Origin of the sequence: Streptomyces sp. NPDC001980, from assembly GCF_040296885.1 — a bacterium.
Taxonomy (GTDB): Bacteria; Actinomycetota; Actinomycetes; order Streptomycetales; family Streptomycetaceae; genus Streptomyces.
Window position 1 is genome coordinate 1 of the sequence record NZ_JBEOYD010000087.1, and the last position, 16,095, is coordinate 16,095.

At 69.7% G+C, this 16,095-nt stretch carries 14 protein-coding genes and 3 pseudogenes; 10 read left to right on the top strand and 7 right to left on the bottom strand.

Annotated elements, in window-relative coordinates; genetic code table 11:
- The 4 genes from ABT137_RS50295 to ABT137_RS50310 all read left to right on the top strand — a co-directional run.
- A partial coding sequence (locus ABT137_RS50295) for a sensor histidine kinase (protein WP_351720633.1) occupies positions 1-530 on the top strand: 530 nt, incomplete at its 5' end.
- Positions 531-662: 132 nt separating this feature from the next.
- Positions 663-1,406, top strand: a complete 744-nt coding sequence (locus tag ABT137_RS50300; protein ID WP_351720635.1) for a CBS domain-containing protein — start codon at positions 663-665, stop codon at positions 1,404-1,406.
- Positions 1,403-2,005: an Rv1733c family protein gene (locus ABT137_RS50305; RefSeq protein ID WP_351720637.1), complete on the top strand. Its 603-nt coding sequence runs from the start codon at positions 1,403-1,405 to the stop codon at positions 2,003-2,005. Before ABT137_RS50300 ends, ABT137_RS50305 begins: the two co-directional genes overlap by 4 nt.
- A gap of 104 nt (positions 2,006-2,109) precedes the next feature.
- Positions 2,110-2,541, top strand: coding sequence for an Hsp20/alpha crystallin family protein (locus ABT137_RS50310; RefSeq protein WP_351720639.1), 432 nt, complete (start codon positions 2,110-2,112; stop codon positions 2,539-2,541).
- 128 nt (positions 2,542-2,669) lie between these two features.
- Here ABT137_RS50310 and ABT137_RS50315 read toward each other — a convergent pair whose 3' ends face one another.
- Both ABT137_RS50315 and ABT137_RS50320 read right to left on the bottom strand, forming a co-directional pair.
- Complete coding sequence (locus ABT137_RS50315; protein WP_351720642.1) at positions 2,670-3,332, bottom strand: CBS domain-containing protein; 663 nt, start codon at positions 3,330-3,332, stop codon at positions 2,670-2,672.
- Between the two features lie 661 nt (positions 3,333-3,993).
- Positions 3,994-4,707 carry a CBS domain-containing protein gene (locus ABT137_RS50320; RefSeq protein WP_351720644.1) on the bottom strand — a complete coding sequence of 238 codons (714 nt, stop codon included), beginning with the start codon at positions 4,705-4,707 and terminating at the stop codon, positions 3,994-3,996.
- A gap of 231 nt (positions 4,708-4,938) precedes the next feature.
- On the opposite strand from ABT137_RS50320, the gene ABT137_RS50325 reads away from it, so the two are divergent.
- Together ABT137_RS50325 and ABT137_RS50330 are read left to right on the top strand one after the other, a co-directional pair.
- Positions 4,939-5,811 carry a universal stress protein gene (locus ABT137_RS50325; RefSeq protein ID WP_351720646.1) on the top strand — a complete coding sequence of 291 codons (873 nt, stop codon included), beginning with the start codon at positions 4,939-4,941 and terminating at the stop codon, positions 5,809-5,811.
- Positions 5,812-5,991: 180 nt separating this feature from the next.
- Positions 5,992-8,386: pseudogene (locus tag ABT137_RS50330) on the top strand (glycoside hydrolase family 65 protein).
- A gap of 210 nt (positions 8,387-8,596) precedes the next feature.
- Here ABT137_RS50330 and ABT137_RS50335 read toward each other — a convergent pair.
- A pseudogene (locus ABT137_RS50335) lies at positions 8,597-8,761 on the bottom strand (pirin-like C-terminal cupin domain-containing protein); the annotation flags it as partial.
- Between the two features lie 95 nt (positions 8,762-8,856).
- Here ABT137_RS50335 and ABT137_RS50340 point away from each other — a divergent pair.
- Entirely contained in the window at positions 8,857-9,663 is an 807-nt protein-coding gene (locus tag ABT137_RS50340) for a site-specific integrase (protein ID WP_351720649.1), read from the top strand.
- Between the two features lie 42 nt (positions 9,664-9,705).
- Here the strand turns inward: ABT137_RS50340 and ABT137_RS50345 are convergent, their stop codons facing one another.
- Together ABT137_RS50345 and ABT137_RS50350 are read right to left on the bottom strand one after the other, a co-directional pair.
- Positions 9,706-9,891: a helix-turn-helix domain-containing protein gene (locus tag ABT137_RS50345; protein ID WP_351720651.1), complete on the bottom strand. Its 186-nt coding sequence runs from the start codon at positions 9,889-9,891 to the stop codon at positions 9,706-9,708.
- 305 nt (positions 9,892-10,196) lie between these two features.
- Entirely contained in the window at positions 10,197-10,715 is a 519-nt protein-coding gene (locus ABT137_RS50350) for a MarR family winged helix-turn-helix transcriptional regulator (RefSeq protein WP_351720653.1), read from the bottom strand.
- Between the two features lie 99 nt (positions 10,716-10,814).
- Between ABT137_RS50350 and ABT137_RS50355 the strand changes: the two genes are divergently transcribed.
- Entirely contained in the window at positions 10,815-12,293 is a 1,479-nt protein-coding gene (locus ABT137_RS50355; protein WP_351720656.1) for an MFS transporter, read from the top strand.
- Positions 12,294-12,347: 54 nt separating this feature from the next.
- Positions 12,348-12,666: pseudogene (locus ABT137_RS50360) on the top strand (transposase); the annotation flags it as partial.
- A 228-nt stretch (positions 12,667-12,894) separates the two neighbouring features.
- On the opposite strand, the gene ABT137_RS50365 reads toward ABT137_RS50360, so the two are convergent.
- Both ABT137_RS50365 and ABT137_RS50370 read right to left on the bottom strand, forming a co-directional pair.
- Positions 12,895-13,911 (bottom strand): ISAs1 family transposase, encoded by a 1,017-nt coding sequence (locus ABT137_RS50365; RefSeq protein ID WP_351720658.1) that lies wholly within the window; start codon positions 13,909-13,911, stop codon positions 12,895-12,897.
- A gap of 259 nt (positions 13,912-14,170) precedes the next feature.
- A complete protein-coding gene (locus ABT137_RS50370; protein ID WP_351720661.1) occupies positions 14,171-15,031 on the bottom strand; it encodes an enoyl-CoA hydratase/isomerase family protein in 861 nt (286 codons plus the stop codon).
- A gap of 154 nt (positions 15,032-15,185) precedes the next feature.
- Between ABT137_RS50370 and ABT137_RS50375 the strand changes: the two genes are divergently transcribed.
- Positions 15,186-15,803 (top strand): TetR/AcrR family transcriptional regulator, encoded by a 618-nt coding sequence (locus ABT137_RS50375; RefSeq protein ID WP_351720664.1) that lies wholly within the window; start codon positions 15,186-15,188, stop codon positions 15,801-15,803.
- Positions 15,804-16,095 lie beyond the last annotated feature (292 nt).

A 16,095-nucleotide genomic window follows, 5' to 3' on the forward strand; every position in this document is an offset into this window, starting at 1 on the left:
AGAGCGCCGGGCGCTTCATCGAGCATTCGGAGGCCTCCGAGCGGGTGCTGCGGGCCGTGGACGACCTGGACGAGACCATCAAGATCATCAGGTCGGCCATCTTCGGGCTGCGGACCCGGGAGGGCGGTGCCGGCAGCGGGCTGCGGGCGCACGCCGTGCGGGTGGCCGGTGAGGCGGCCCCGGCCCTCGGGTTCGCGCCGAGCGTCCGTATGGAGGGGCTGCTCGACACCGACGTGCCCAAGGAGATCGCCGACCACGCGGTCGCCGTCCTCTTTGAGGCCCTGACCAACATCGCCCGGCACGCCCGCGCCGACCGCACGGAGGTCGTGCTGGCGACCGACGGCCGGGAACTGGTCCTCACCGTCCGGGACAACGGCGTCGGCATCCCGCCCGACGGCCGCCGCAGCGGACTGCGCAACATGGCGGAGCGGGCCGCGGAACTCGGCGGCCGACTGGAATGGGACTGCCCCGCAGGTCCCGAGGGCGGGGGCACGACGCTCGTGTGGCGGGTGCCGGTGGTGAGGCCGTAGCAGCAGAGCGCGTCGCCTGCCGACTCGGGGAAGTCCGGGACCGCGAAGGGGACTGTTCGGCCCATGCCCTCCGAGAGCCGGCGGCCGATTCTGAGGGTGTCGCACCACGGCAGCCGAACCTTGGAGGTCGCCATGACCGGCACTCCACACGTCGTGAACGACGTGATGACCCGCACCGTCCTCGCCCTGCGCCACGGCGCCGCCTTCAAGGGCATCGTGAAGGCACTCCAGCAGTGGCAGGTGAGTGCGGCTCCCGTCCTGGACGACGACGGCCGTGTTGTCGGCGTCGTCTCGGAGGCGGATCTGCTGCGCAAGGAGGAGGCCTGCATCGGCGCGCCGGTCGACTACGGCCACATCCGGCCCGAGCTCGACCTGGCGAGGGCCCCATCGGTCACCGCGGCGGCGCTGATGACCTGTCCGGCCGTCACCGTCCGCCCCGAAGCCACACTGCCGGAGGCCGCGCGCACGATGGCCCGGCACGGCGTCAAGCGGCTTCCGGTGGTCGACGCGGACGGCCTGTTGCGGGGGGTCGTGAGCCGGGCCGACCTGCTGAAGGTGTTCCTGCGGGACGACGAGGACATCGCCGAGGAGATCCGGCGCGAGATCGTCCCGCACCTCTTCCCGGACTCCGCCGAACCGGTGCGCGTGCGGGTCTGCGACGGCGTCGTCACCCTCACCGGCCGGGTCACGGACACCACGCTCGTTCCGGTCGCGGTGGGATGGGCGCGGAGCGTTGACGGGGTGGTCGACGTGGAGTGCGCTCTCGCCGGCCCGCGCCGCCGCCCGGACCTGGACCCCGATCTTCCCGATGCCGAGCGCGTCCCGCCGGACCGAGGCTGTACGTCCCGGATCCCGGAAGAAGGTGCTGGACCATGACCGGCACGAGTCCTGCACGCGCGACCGGCGGACCGTTCTGGCGCTGGCGCCGCAATCCGCTACGCCGCCACAGCGACGTGGTCGAAGCCTGGATCGTGCTCGCCGTTTGGACCGTGGCCCTCCTCGGCGGGCTGCTCGCCGGAGGAGCGGCCGGGGCGGCAGTAGACCACACGTTCGCCGAGCGGCGTGCCGCTCTCCACATGGTGCCCGCCGAACTGACCGAGAACGCGGTGAACGGCACGCCCGTCGTGGCCGGTTACGACGTGGGCAAGGTGTGGGTCACGGTGCGCTGGACCGACGCGGACGGCTCCGCCCACACCGGCATGGCCAAGGCTGTCCCCACAGCCACCACCGGAAGTCGGCTTCAGGTATGGGTGGATCACAGTGGCCGGGTGGTCGGTCCACCGACGAGCCGAGGTGAGGCGGATCTGGACGCGGTGGCGACCGCGGCCCTCGTGGCGCCGCTCGCCGGCACCGCGGCGTGGGGCGCCGGATGGATCCTGCGCAGTCGGCTGATGCGCCGCCGCCTCACCGAGTGGGATGCGGAATGGCGACAGATCGGGCCCCAGTGGCGGAACCTCAGTGGTGGCAAGGGATGACCGCAGGAGAGGGCCGACCGGAGCCAGGACAGGGCCGGTCGGCCCACGGCTGTTCCAACACCCGTGCGGGAGGCTGGAGATGAGAATCCGAAAGGAGGAAGCGCATGAGCGGCATGATCGAGCGGCTGCGCGGCTGGCCGGTGCTGCCCGAGGACCTGTTGGGCTGGGCCGAGTCCGGCTTCCCCGGTCTGCACGGGGTTCCGGGTCTGCACGGCATCCGCGTGGAGGAGGAACTGAAGGACGGAACCTATGTTCTGCGGGCCGAGCTTCCGGGCGTCGACCCCACCGAGGACGTGGAGATCACCGTCACGGAGGGTGTGCTCACCCTGCGGGCCGAGCGCACCGAGGAGACCAGGGAGAAGCACCGTACCGAGTTCCGCTACGGCACCTTCGCCCGGTCCGTCCGGCTGCCCGCCGGAGCGAAGGGCGACGAGGCGGCCGCGGAGTACAAGGACGGCGTGCTGACCGTCACGGTCCCGGTCCCGGTCCCGGAGGAGAAGACGGGAACCAGGACCATTCCGGTGCGGACCGGCTGACCCTCAGGGGGAGGCAGCCGATCCCACATCAGGTGTGCGCGGCCGGTGACCACCGGCCGCGCACATCGCCGTTCCCGGCCCGTCCACGGGCGCGGCTCGGTGGTGCTGTCGCGTGCCCGGACCCGTCATCACGGGTCGCTCCGCGCGGACACCGGGACCAGGCAGCAGCGGACGTCGACCACGCCCTCGACGGCACCGGCCAGCCGCTGTGCCACCCCGGCCACGCTGTCGTCGTCCACCCACCCGGTGAGGGTGACCACGCCTTCGGTGACCTCGACCTGGATGTGGTCGGCGGAGAGCGGGAAGAGACGGTCCACGACCTCGTGCCGTACCTCCTCGGCGAGTTCTTCGTCGCCGCGCAGGAAGACCTTGAGCAGGTCGGAGCGGCTGACGACGCCTTCGAGCATGCCCTCGGCGTCGACGACGGGCAGCCGCTTGACCGTGTGCCGGGCCATGGCGCGCGCCGCCTGCGCGAGCGTGGCGCTCGCATGCACGGTCACGGCGGGCGTGCTCATCAGCTCCTCGGCGGTCACCGCGCCGGCCTTCGCCAGGTCGTCGAGGCGCTGCCGCTGGACGAACCGGTCCGGGTCGCTGTCCCGGAACTCCTCCTTCGGGAGCAGATCGGCTTCGGACACGACACCGATCACCCGGCCCCCGCCTTCCAGCACGGGCAGGGCGCTCACCTTCCGCTCCTCCATCAGGGTGACGACATCCTTGAACGGGGCGTCGCGGCCGATCGCGGCGACGGTGCGGGTCATCACATCGCTCACGGTGTGCGGTTTGCCGGGCATGGTCTCCTCCTCGGAAGGACGGACGGGGCCGAGGGGTCCCTGATCCCAGGGTGTGTGCGGGCGGGGCCGGCCGCCACGGGCCGCCCGGACCTGGCAAGGGGTCGTTCGGCCTCATGTATGGGTCCTCCGCACTCGTGTGCGGGCCTTCCACGTGAAGGACCGTTCACCCCCACCGGACCCTTCGGTCCAAGGAGCTGCCCGCCCGCCCGCGCACCCTGGAGACACGTACGCCGACGGCGCGGGTCCGGTCCTGCGCCCGGGCCTGGCGGACCAGGGCCCTGCGGCCCCTGAGGCAGGGACGGTCCGGGCCGTGGTCCGGACCGTCCGGCTCATGCCTCCCGACCGGCGGTGCAGTTGGCTGTGAGTGAGGGGACGACCCCGATCAGGGAGGGCGATGGCAGTGGGCACGAGCCTCATACCGGAGTTCTGGGAGCATTTCTCCGTCCTGTTGGTGCTGGCGATGACGGCGATCCTCACCGCGGTGTTCACCACGGCGTTCGAAGCGCTCACCGCCCGGCTGCGCGACCGTCGGCGGCACGGACCGGCGGCCCCGCGAGTACCGCACCGGCCGGCGCCGTCCGACCATCGGACTTCGGTGCACTGCTGGACAAGGGTCCGGCGCCCCCCGTGGGGGGCGCCGGACCCTTGTTCGTTCCCAAAGTCAGAGCCGGCGGAGCCAGCCGTCGGCCACGCCGTGGAGCTTCTGCTCGGTCGGCCGCAGGTGCTTGTCGTCGATCCGGTAGGTGAGGTGGTCGACGACATCCACCACACCGTCCAGCCGACGTGTCATGCCGACCGCGACGGGTATCTCGCTGCGCCGTTCCAGCTGACCGGTGAGGGTGACCACACCGTTGTGTGCTGTGACCTCGATGGTGTGCGGGGCCAGCCAGAGCGTGTTGCCGAGGACCTCCTGCCGGACCTCCCGGACGATCTCGTCGTCGGAACGCAGGAAGACCTGAAGCAGGTCGCCGCGGGTGACAATGCCGATCAGCTGGTCGTGCTCGTCCACCACGGGCAGGCGTTCGACACGGTGCCCGGCCATCAGCCGGGCCGCCTCGGTGACCGTGGCATCGGAGCGGATGGTGACGGCGGGCACCGACATGACACCGCCCGCGGCGCCGGCATTGCTCTTGACAGCCTCGCGCCGGGCGCCGTGGCCCATCGGATGCCTGCGGTCGCGCTCGGGATCGCGCGTCTGGTGCAGCATGAGGTCGGTCTCGGAGACCACACCGATCACCTTGTCGTCCTCGTCGACCACGGGAAGGCCGCTGATGCGGTGCTCCTCCAGGAGCCGCACCAACTCCTTGAACGGTGTGCCGTACCCGGCCGTGACGACGTCGCTGACCATGACGGCGCCGACCTTCGTGGGCTTCATGTCCGGGCCTCCTTCAGGGCCATGACCCGTGCGAAGACGGGTCGTATCGCGAGCCCGCCCTTCCGGCCGGCCCGGCCCTCAGCCTCCGGCGCGAGGTTCCGCGCCGACAGGGGCTGACCGGGTACGCGAACGGGCCGAGTGGCCCCTCCTGCCCGTTGCCGGAACGTGTCACGGTGAAATCGGAGCCTCCTGCTGCACGACGTGGCAGTCCGACGAGAGGCGGTGGGGACGATGACCCTTCCCCTGGTCGTAGGTGTCGACGGATCCGACGGGAGCCTGCTCGCGGTCGACTGGGCGGTGGACGAGGCCGCCCGCCACGACATTCCGCTGCGGCTGGTGTATGCCTCCCTCTGGGAGCGCTACGAGGCCGGAGTGCCCTCGGACAGCGGGAAACGTCCCTCGGAACGCGTGCTGGCCGAACACATCGTCGCCTCCGCGGCGGAGCGCGCGGCACTGCGCAGCCCGGATGTGAAGGTCACCGCCGATGTCCTCCTCGACGACCCGGTGCGCGCCCTCCTGAGCGCGGGCGACGGCGCGCATGCCCTGGTGACCGGGTCGCGAGGCCGGGGCGAGCTGACTGGGCTGCTCCTCGGGTCGGTCGGCCTGGCGGTGGCGGCCCGAGCGCACTGCCCGGTGATCGTGGTGCGGGGCGACAAGGCGGGCTTGGCCGGCGGTCACGAACGGATCCTGCTGGGTGCGGGGGAGCCCGTCTCCGGCGTTGCGGCCGCACGGTTCGCCTTCCGTGAGGCCGAGGTCCGCAACTGTGCTCTGGACGCGGTCCGGGCCTGGCGCTGCCCCGCCCACGAGGTCGGCAACCAGGTGGCGCTCGCGGAGGTCGCCCGCCAGCACGAGGGAAAGGCGTCGGCGCTGCTCGATACGCTGCTCGGCGAAGCCCGGTCCGCCCATCCGAAGGTCAAGGTCCGCAGTGTGACGGCCGAGGGACCGGCCCACCGGATCCTCGTGCACCGTTCGGCCGCCGCCGACCTGGTGGTCGTAGGAGAGAGGCGTCGACACGGGCATGTCGGTCTTCAACTCGGCCGGGTGGCCCACACGCTGCTCCACCATGCGGAATGCCCGGTGGCGGTCGTGCCGCAGACGGAGTGATCGTTGCACTCGTCCACAGACGCTGTCGCGGGCGAGCCGCTCAGTCGATTCTCGCAGCGGAGGGGAGTGCCCCATGGCCGTTCAGCCTCATTACACGATTGCTCCTGTACAGCGGGGTACGGCCCTGGTCGAGCGGTCCGCCCGCCCTCCACGTCGGCGACTTGCACGGAGGGAGCCGAAGTGAGTGGCTGGACGTGGGAGTACGACGGATACCTGCCCGCCGACGAGCGGCTGCGGGAGTCGCTGTGCACGCTGGGCAACGGCTACTTCGCCACCCGCGGCGCCCTGCCCGAGTGCACCGCCGACGACGTGCACTACCCCGGGACCTACGCGGCCGGCTGCTACAACCGGCTCGCCTCGGACGTGGCGGGACACCGGGTCGAGAACGAGGACATGGTCAACCTGCCGAACTGGCTGCCGCTCCGGTTCCGGCTGCCCGGCGGCGACTGGTTCACACCGGACACCTCGACAGTGCTCCACCACTGCCAGGTCCTGCACCTCGCCACCGGCCTCCTGGAGCGCCGGACCCGCTTCGCGCTCAGCGACGGTGGAGCGCTGCGCGTCCGTCAGCAACGCCTCGTGCACATGGCCGATCCCCATCTGGCCGTCCTGCGCACCGAGTTCACCGCCGAGGGCTACGCCGGGGAGTTGGAGGTCGAGGCTGCCCTCGACGGGAGCGTCACCAACGCCGGGGTGCCGCGCTACCGTGACCTGGACGGCTGCCATCTGACCCACGTGCAGGGCGGAGTGGCCGCCCCGGACACGGTGTGGTTGCGCTGCCGCACCAGCACCTCCGGCATCCGCATCGGCATGGCGGCCCGGCTGGTGGCCGACGTGCGGATCACCGAGGCAACCCCCGCGCCGCTTCGAGCCGTGCAGCGCCTCCTGCTCCGGCTCACACCCGGACGTACCGTCGTCGTGGACAAGATCGCGGCCGTCCACACCTCGCGCGACCCCGCGATCGGTGACCCGCTGCAGGCCGCCGTCCACCGTGTCGGCGCCGCTCCCGGCTTCGACGCTCTCCTCGGATCGCACCGGAGGGCGTGGGAACACCTCTGGCGGCGAGCCGAGTTGGATGTCCCGGGCCTGGCCGGACAGATTCTGCGGCTGCACCTCTTCCACGTGCTGCAGACCCTGTCTCCGCACACCGCGGACCTGGACGTGGGAGTGCCGGCCCGGGGACTGCACGGGGAGGCGTACCGAGGGCACGTCTTCTGGGACGAGCTGTTCGTACTGCCCTTCCTCAACCTGCACCTCCCGGAAGTCTCCCGTGCGCTGCTCCGCTACCGGTACCGGCGTCTGGATCAGGCCTGCGCGGCCGCCCGGGCGATCGGGCGACGCGGTGCGCTGTACCCCTGGCAGAGCGGTAGCGACGGCCGGGAGGAGTCCCAGGAACTGCACCTCAACCCCCGCTCGGGGCACTGGCTCCCGGACCACTCCCGGCTCCAGCGGCATGTCGGCTCGGCGGTCGCGTACAACGTGTGGCAGTACTGCGAGGCGAGCGGCGACACCGGCTTCCGCGACACCGAGGGTGCCGAGATACTCCTGCAGATCGCCCGCTTCTGGGCGGACTCGGCCACCTGGGACGACCGACTCGGCCGCCATCGCATCCTCGGAGTGGTCGGGCCCGACGAATACCACGACGCCTACCCGGACGCACCGGAACCCGGTCTCGACGACAACGCGTACACCAACATCACCGCCGCCTGGGTGCTCACCCGCACCCTGGAACTGCTGCACGTGCTGCCCGGGCCGCGCAGCCGCGAACTCGCCGACCATACCGGTCTGGACCGTGGCGAGCTCAACCGCTGGGAGGAGGTGTCGCGCACCCTGCACGTTCCCTTCCACGACGGCGTCATCAGCCAGTTCGAGGGCTACGGTGACCTCGCCGAACTCGACTGGGTCGGCTACCGCGAACGCTACGACGACATCCGCCGCCTCGACCGGATCCTGGAGGCCGAAGGCGACACCGTGAACCGCTACAAGGCGTCGAAACAGGCCGACGTCCTGATGCTCGGATACCTCTTCTCGCCGACCGAACTCCGTTCACTCTTCGAGCGGTTGGGCTACACGCCTGACGACGAGGTCTGGGCACGCACGGTCGACTACTACCTGCGCCGTACCAGCCACGGCTCCACCCTCAGCGGTCTGGTCCACGGCTGGGTCCTGGCCCGTGCCCGGCGCGCGAACGCGTGGACCTTCGTTCAGGAGGCCCTGCGCGGCGACATCGCCGACCTGCAGGGCGGCACCACCGGAGAAGGGATCCACCTGGGTGCAATGGCGGGCAGCCTCGACCTCGCCCAGCGCGGACTGACGGGACTGGAGACCCGCGAAGGAGCCCTCTGGTTCGATCCTGTGCCGTTGCCCGAGCTGTCGTCGTACGCGGTGTCGCTTCGCTACCGGGGACACTGGGGGCGTACGACTGCGGCTGGAGCGAGGGCGGCTGGAGATGCTCGTGCCCGCCTCGGACCGTTCGTCGATCGACATCCGGCTGCCGGACCGCGCGGTCCGCGTGGAGCCCGGGGACACCTGTCGGCTGGTGCTCCCGGACGGAGCCCATGCGGCGGCTCAGTAGCCATCGGACGCTCCCGGGCGAGGTCTCCGACCAGGCCGTCCGTCGGCGAAAGGGATCGGACAGCGGACGGCCGCCCGACTTCGACGGAGAGCGGCACGAGAAGCGCACCTTCGGTGAACCTTTCAGCCGGCACGCTCAATCCCCTTCACATGGGGCGGGCCGCAAGGACGGTCCGGTGCTTCCCGGCCCGGCGGCCCGCCTTGTTGCAGGTCAGCGCGTCCTTCCGTGCGGTTTGAGCGGCGTCGCGGGCATCGCGGGCGCTCGCAGCGGGGCCCCGTCGTAGCCCTTCACCTCGCCGAAGCGGGTGCCCTTGGCCCAGTCCTCGCGGGCCTGTTCGATCTCCTGCTGGGTACGGGCGACGAAGTTCCACCACATACCACGGATTCGGCGGTTCCTCCCAGGTCAGGGGCATCGAAGACCCTCGGACGTCAGCAAAAGGTCAGCATCGGACGCCGAGGAGTCAGCACCACATGGCAGCACGCACGCTCGCCCGCGGCATGGGCACCTTCTTCAAGGACTGCGAGCACCCTGAGTCCCGTTGGTCGAAGTGCCCGCACGAGTACAAGATCCGGTACCGCAGCGCGGCGGGCAAGCAGACGGAGGAGTCCGGTTTCGGGGCACAGGACAAGGCGATCGCGCGTTTGACGGAGGTCTACAACCAGAAGAAGGCCGCGCCACAGTCCCAATCGAAGGCGGAGCGGATCCAGAAGTACGGGAGGATGCGGTTCGAGGAGTACGTCGAGGAGTGGAAGGTCGGCCAGCGGCACTTGGCTGCCTCGTCTGTACGGCACTTCGACTACAGCGACAACCCGCTAGATGGCGTCAAGCCGCCACAGTATGACCCGGCTCGGGCGGTGATCCCGTTCCTCGAACAGCTTCGCGCGATACGAACTGCAGGTGACGACGCTTTCATGCTGGTCGTCGACTTGATGAGCGGGTGTGGTCTGCGGAACGGCGAGGCGTACGCGGTGAACCTGAACAACATTGTGGCCGATGACGTGTATCGGGTCACCGAGCAGGTTGTGCAGTCGACGCGCCGGTACGGGCCGCTCAAGCACAGGAAGGCGGGGGAGTACCGCGACGTTCCCCTACCCGCTCGCATCAGGAAGACGATCGAGTGGTACGTCGAGAAGTACGGCACGTTTGGCGGCTACCTGTTGCGTCAGTCGACCGATACGCGCAAACCACATCCGTATTGGGGGACGGACGACCAGTGGAAGCGGATCAAGGCGTCGGGCAAGGTGGACATGGCACTCACGGCCCGACGCGAGGGGTGATTCCTGGCCGCGGCGGCGGCCAGGAATCGAGCGTGGCGTGCCTCAGCCGAGCTTCTGCTGCCGAGCCCAGGTGTGCACGTCGGCGATCTTGAACTGCAGCTTGGCGCTGCGGCCGTTTCCGAACTTGCAGGGGATGAGTCCGAGTTTGGGTGCATCTCGGTACACCCAGGTGATCGACATGTTCAGATACTCGGCGGTCTGCTGGGCGTTCATGAACTGCGTGGGCATGCAAGATCCTCAAGGTCACATGGGTCGACAAGGCAGCCTGAGCCTCCGGTGCAGACCGCGGTTTGCCGAGGCGGGGCTTGAGTGGCAGTGAAACGCTCCCTCGTGATCTCCAAGCACCGGCATCTGAGCCCAGGGCGGCCGGGCAGCAGCTGACTCGCCAGGAGAGACTGCGCGGGGTGCTCCGTCTCGGAGCGGCAGGTGACCAGCGTGGCATCGATGCCAGATCCTGACCGGCCAGGTCGCCGTGCGGCTGCCCGGCGAGGGACAGGGCGTGTGCCGAGGTGGTCGACTGATCCAGCGGACCGTCAGGGGTGTGACTGTGCCGCCGGACGGGTGGCGCGGGTCCGTGGCCGTGTGCTGGTCAGTCCCGCTTCCATGGCGGAGAGCAGGGTGAGGGCCGCGTCGAGGTGGGTGGTGTCGTGGTCGGCCGCGGCGGAGACGGCCGCGGCCCATTCCCGGCGGACGAGGGCGTAGTTGGCGCGTCCGTGTTCCGTGGTGTGGACGGTCACCCCGCGGCCGTCGCCGGGGTCGGCGCGTCGTTCGACGAGGCCCTTGCGCTCCAGTCCGCCCAGGACGGTGGAGAGGTTGGTGCGCTGCAGCCCGGTGGCGGCGGCGATGCGGCTGGGCGGCGCGGCGTGGTCGTGCTGGAGGTGGCGCATCACCATGCCTTCGGACGGCGACAGGGGGATGGCCCGTTCGTCGGTGTAGCCGCGGAACTGGATCTCCCGGCTGATGATCAGCACGAGGTCGGCGAGCTCGGCCCACCTCCGGTCCTCGTCCGTTCCGGCCGTCGGGCTCGTCTGATGCGTCTGGTCCTCCGTCACGGCTCCAGGGTACGGGCTTGCCCGTAAGTGGTTATGAGGCCATACTCCTTATGGTCTCATAGTTATGAGTCCATAATCTCATTGCTCTCTGGAGCTGTCATGACGACAACCACTTCCTCCCGGCGCGCCGCCACGGCGACACTGTCGCCCCGTGAGGCGGCCCGTGCCGGCGGCCTGCACCCGGTCGGGGTGTTCATCCTGCTCACAGGCGCCTTCCTGCCGATCATGGACTTCTTCATCACCAACGTGGCGCTGCCCAGCATCGACGCCTCGCTGCACGCCTCGGCGTCGTCGCTGGAGCTGGTGATCGCCGGGTACGGCGTCGCGTACGCGGCCCTGCTGGTCCTCGGCGGCCGGCTGGGGGACCGCTACGGCCGCCGCCGGATCTTCCTCGGCGCGCTCGTAGGCTTCGTGCTGGCGTCCCTGGCCTGTGGCCTCGCCCCGGGTGTGGGCGCCCTGATCGGGGCCCGCGTCGTCCAGGGCGCCACCGCCGCCCTGCTGATCCCGCAGGTGCTGGCGACCTTCCACCATGCCCTCGAAGGGGAGCGCAAGGCACGTGCGGTGGCCCTGTACGGGGCGACCTCCGGTATCGCCGCCGTCGTGGGACAGCTGGTGGGCGGCCTGTTGGTCAGTGCGGACATCGCCGGCACCTCCTGGCGGCCCATCTTCCTGGTCAACGTGCCCATCGGCGTGGTGGTGCTGTGTGTGGCGGCGCGGGTCGTGCCCGACACCCGCTCGCACCACCCGGTCGGCATCGACCTGCCCGGCACCGTGCTGTTCGCCGCCACCCTGACTGCCCTGCTGGTCCCGCTGACCGAGGGCCACTCGCTGAGCTGGCCGTGGTGGACCTGGCTGCTGATCGCCGTCGCGGTCGTCCTCGGCGCGGCCACCTACGTCGTGGAGAAGCGCGCCGAGCGGCGCGGCGAGGTCCCGCTGCTGCCGCCGTCGCTGCTGCGCCTGCCGTCGATGTCCCGCGGCCTGACGATGGTGTTCGCCTTCAGCATCGGCTTCGGCGCGTTCATGTTCGTCTTCGCCCTCACCGTCCAGAACGGCCTGCACGCCGACGCCCTGCACGGCGGCCTGGCCATCCTGCCGATGGCCCTGCTGTTCTTCGCCGGTTCCCTGCTCGCCCCGCGTCTGCTCACCCGGTTCGGCAGGGCCGCGCTGTCCGCCGGCGCCGTCGTCCAACTCGCCGGGCTGGCCTCACTGGTGACGGTCCTGCTGGTGAAGTGGCCGCACGTCGGCCTGTGGGCCATGGCACTGCCGCTCGCCCTCGTCGGCGCCGGTCAGTCAATGCTGTTCGCCGGTCTGTTCCGCAGCGTCCTCGCCGACGTCCCCACCCACCTCGGTGGCATCGGCAGCGGCGTGCTGATCACCCTGCAGCAGAGCGGCCTGGCCCTCGGCGTGGCCACACTCGGCACCCTCTATCTGACCCTGGCGCCGCACGGCGTCCAGCACGCCTTCGCCGGCGTCGAGTACGTGCAGATGGGCATCGTCGCCCTGCTCGCGGTCGGCGCGGCCGCCCTCCCGCGCTTCTCCCGGGCCACGGCGTCCGCCACCCCCGTCGTCGACGCCTGAGGACGGTCCTCTCGGAAGGAAATCAGTGATGAGTCTTCTCGACTTGTCGCGACGGCAGTTCGCCATCACGGCCGCAAGCGCGGCCTGGCCGTGGATGTCCCCGGCCTGGTCATCGCGGTCGTCGTCCTCACCGCGAACGTTCACGACACCACTGCGGGCATCGTCTTGCTGGACCAGGTCGCCGAGCACACCGGCGGCACCGTCCGCAAAGCCCTGGTCGACCAGGGCTTCAAGAACCAGGTCGTCGACCACGGCGCCGGCCTGGGCATCGACGTCGAGATCGTCGAACGCGACCCCGGGCACCGGGGATTCCTGCCGCAACCGAAGCGGTGGAAACGAGCAGACCTACGGGATCCTGATACTGCACCGGCGTCCCGGGCTGCGGACACGTCAGGCCGGTGAGTCTTCGGGCTCCTGCGTCCGTTCGGGCTTGTCCGTCGTTTTCGAGGCCAGTCGGTCCGTGGTTCCCCGGAAGGCCGCCCATGCCAGGAACAGGATCTCGACGGCCGCCGAGATGCCCGCCGCCAGGAATTTCCCGGAGCCCGTCGGCCGCTGGCCCGTCGGCAGCGGGATCTTCCCCTGGGGCAGGGCTGATGCGTTCTCAGATTTCAAGATCGAGTAGTTGGAGTGCGTGGTCGGTTCGTGACCGGTAGTGGTCGGTGGCGGCGGCGATGTTCGTCCATCCGGCCTGGCGGATGAGGCCGATGGCGCGGTTGCGGAGGGTCGCCATGGCGCGGGGTGCGGTGCCGGTGTGGACGCTGGAGGCATCTTCGGCGAAGGTCACGTCCCGCACGTGGTGCAGGGCTTCCACCTGCCAATGCCCACGGATCAGTTCGGCGAGCTGGGATGCGGTGACCTGGTCCGGGGTGAGGCTGGTGACCGCGTAGATCGTCTTGATGGTGGTCTTGCCGGTCCTGCGGTTGGTGCGGCGCTGCTTGACCTCGATGGCCTGGACGGCGTGGGGGAAGAGCAGTCCGGGCTGGACGGTGCAGACCTTGAGCCGGCGGATCTCGCGGCGTCCGTGTCGCTGGTCGCGGGTGCGGTGCTGGAACGGGACCTCGCGCCAGGGCAGGTGCCGTAGCTGACGGCGGAGTTTCTTCTGGTTGCCCTTGACGACCAGGATGTAGTGGGCGCCCTGGGCGGTGATCTGCTCGGCGTGGCCGGTCTGGGTGTGCAGCGCGTCGGCGGTGATGACGTGACCACGCAATTCGAGTGACCCGAGCAGCGGGGCAAAGGCGGGGATTTCGTTGCTCTTCGTGGCGATCTGGTCGAGGACGAGACCGACGATCCGGTCGTAGGCGTCGAGCGCGATCTGCTTGAGTCGGGCGAAGACGCCCAGTCGTATCCCTTGGTCGCGGCGGCTGCGGATCGTGGTGGCCGAGCAGGTTGTGTCGGCGATCGCCTCGTAAGAACAGCCGAAGCGGAGCAGTTGCAGCATCTTGTCGAAGATGATCCGGTCGCTGATGCGTCGGCGGTGGCAGCCAAGTGGATGGTCCGGGTGGTATTCCGGCCGCTCGGGCAGCAGGACCGCGAATTGGTCCCAGAGCGACTCGGTCAGCCATGACGGGAAGCGCAGGCACGGGTCTCCGCGGTGATCACAGAGCGTCAGCAACTCCATGATCAGCGGGACCTGTGCCCGCTCGGCTACCTACCTTCCCAACCGCGCCTGTCCGCGCGGTCGAACAGCGTTGTCAAGCTTACGGCTACGTGCGCCATCCACTCCCCTGCCCGCCGTTTCCGGCGCTTCAGTCTCGTGTTCCCGACAGGCCCGGCGAACCAGGGTGGTCGACCTGACCACTCGACAACGCGCGTGCCGGCAATGGCTGAGGAATTCTTCCCATGGAGCCTCTGCGCACGGATGGCGAGGGCTTGGGCACTCAGATGCTGTTGGCGATGCGCTCGTGGTCCCGTTCGCCCTCGCGGGTCTGGATACCAGCGGCGAGCAGCTTGTGGGCGAGCTCGGTGACCTCATCGCCGAACGCCGCGAACAGGCCCTCGTTCTCAACGGCGTACGCCGCACGCGGAATCGGCTGCGCGACCGCGTCGACCGCAGCCTTCGTGATGGAGATCACCTCCGGCCGGAGGCCGGCGATCCGTCGGGCGAGGGTGTCGACGAAGGAATCGAGTTCTGCGGCGGGCAGGGCACGGTTGATCAGGCCATACCGTTCCGCGAGCTCCGCGCCCACGAGTTCGGCGCCGAGGATGAGCTCCAGCGCTCGGGCCCTTCCTGCCAGGCGCGTCATGTTCACCGTGCCGCCGCCTCCGGGGAGGATCCCCATCAAGGACTCCGGCTGCCCCTGCCCCGACTTGCCGATCGCCGCGAATCGCATGTCCAGGTACATGAAGAACTCGTTGCCCGCGCCGCGCGCGAAGCCCGCCAGCTTGCCGATGGTGACCTGCGGCAGCGAGCGGACCTCCTCGCTCATCGCCTGGAGGATGTTCAGGCCTTCCGGGACGGTCGAGCCCGGCGCGGCCGCGATCGCAGCGCGAGTGGCTGCAGGCAGCGCGTCAGGGTCGGTGAGGTAGGCCATGTCACCGTGCGCAATGAAGAACTCCGGGTCAGCGCTCTCGAAGACAATGACGCGGACGTCGGCGTCGTCCCGCACACGTGCGACGAATGCCCGGAGTGACGGCAGGAGGACCGCGTCCATCAGATTGAGCGGCGGGTGATCGATTGTCACCGTCGCGACCCCGTCCGAGACGTCGATCGTCAGGGCGGGAAGGTCTTCGTAGCTCATGAGGTGGCTCCATGTCGCGGTAAGGGACGGCCCGTGACCGGGCCGTCGGCTGGGGACAGTGTCGCGAATCTCAGCATCGCGACTGACACTGAGTGTCAACTTAGAAACCTGTATCCGAAAAAGCAAACGAGTGTGTCGGAGTACACTCGTCCCCATGAGCGCAGCGCCAGTCGGTACCCGTGAGATCAGCCGCCACGCGGTGCGAGCAGAGCTGGCCCGCGTCGCGTTCAACCGGTTCTGCCTCACCGGCTTCAACCAGGTCACCTTCACCGACCTCTCCGAAGCCGCCGGAGTGTCGCGGAGCACCTTCCTGCGCTACTTCGGCACCAAGGAAGATGTGGTCCTGTTCGTCTTCGACCCTGTCGGTGACGTCATCACTGACGCGCTCGATACCGAGCGGGCCAACCAGGACGACTGGAGCAGGCTGCGCAACGCCCTGGAGTCAGCCGTGAGGTTCCTCGTGCGCGACGTCCAGGAACTCGTGACGATCCTCGGCCTCATCGAGCAGACCCCAGCCCTGTGCGCACGCCTCCGCGAGAAGCAGGCTGAATGGCGACCAGAGATCGTCGCCCGACTGCAGAAGACAACCTCCCCGACCGACGGGTCATCGGTCATCGCCAACGTTCGCGTAGCGGCGGCGCTCGAAATCTTGTGGATCGTCCTCGGGCAATGGAGTGCGAGCGACGGCCAGGAGGACCTCGGCAAACTGCTGGACGCTGCGTTCGCCGCCTTCTCGACCCCGGCATGCGAGCAGACGGACGCTCCGTTGTAAAGGGCCGAGGCGGCGGCTTCCTCGGCGGTGCCGAAGCAGCCGAAAGGAGCGGTCGACCCGGCGGCGGTGATCGCGTCGTCGGAGCCCAGCCCCGGCCGCGAGTGCAGGAGTGGGGTGTCGATCCGGCCGAAGCGGACGGTGTCCACGCTCAGCCGTGCGGGGCCGCCGAGGCCCCCAGAGCACCTATCTGCGCGACCTCTAAGTAGCTGTTGTCGTTCCGATCTTGAGGTGTGTGCGTCGAACGGGAGTCTCGATCGGGTGATCGAAGCTGGCTGCGGGCATGAGTACAGGG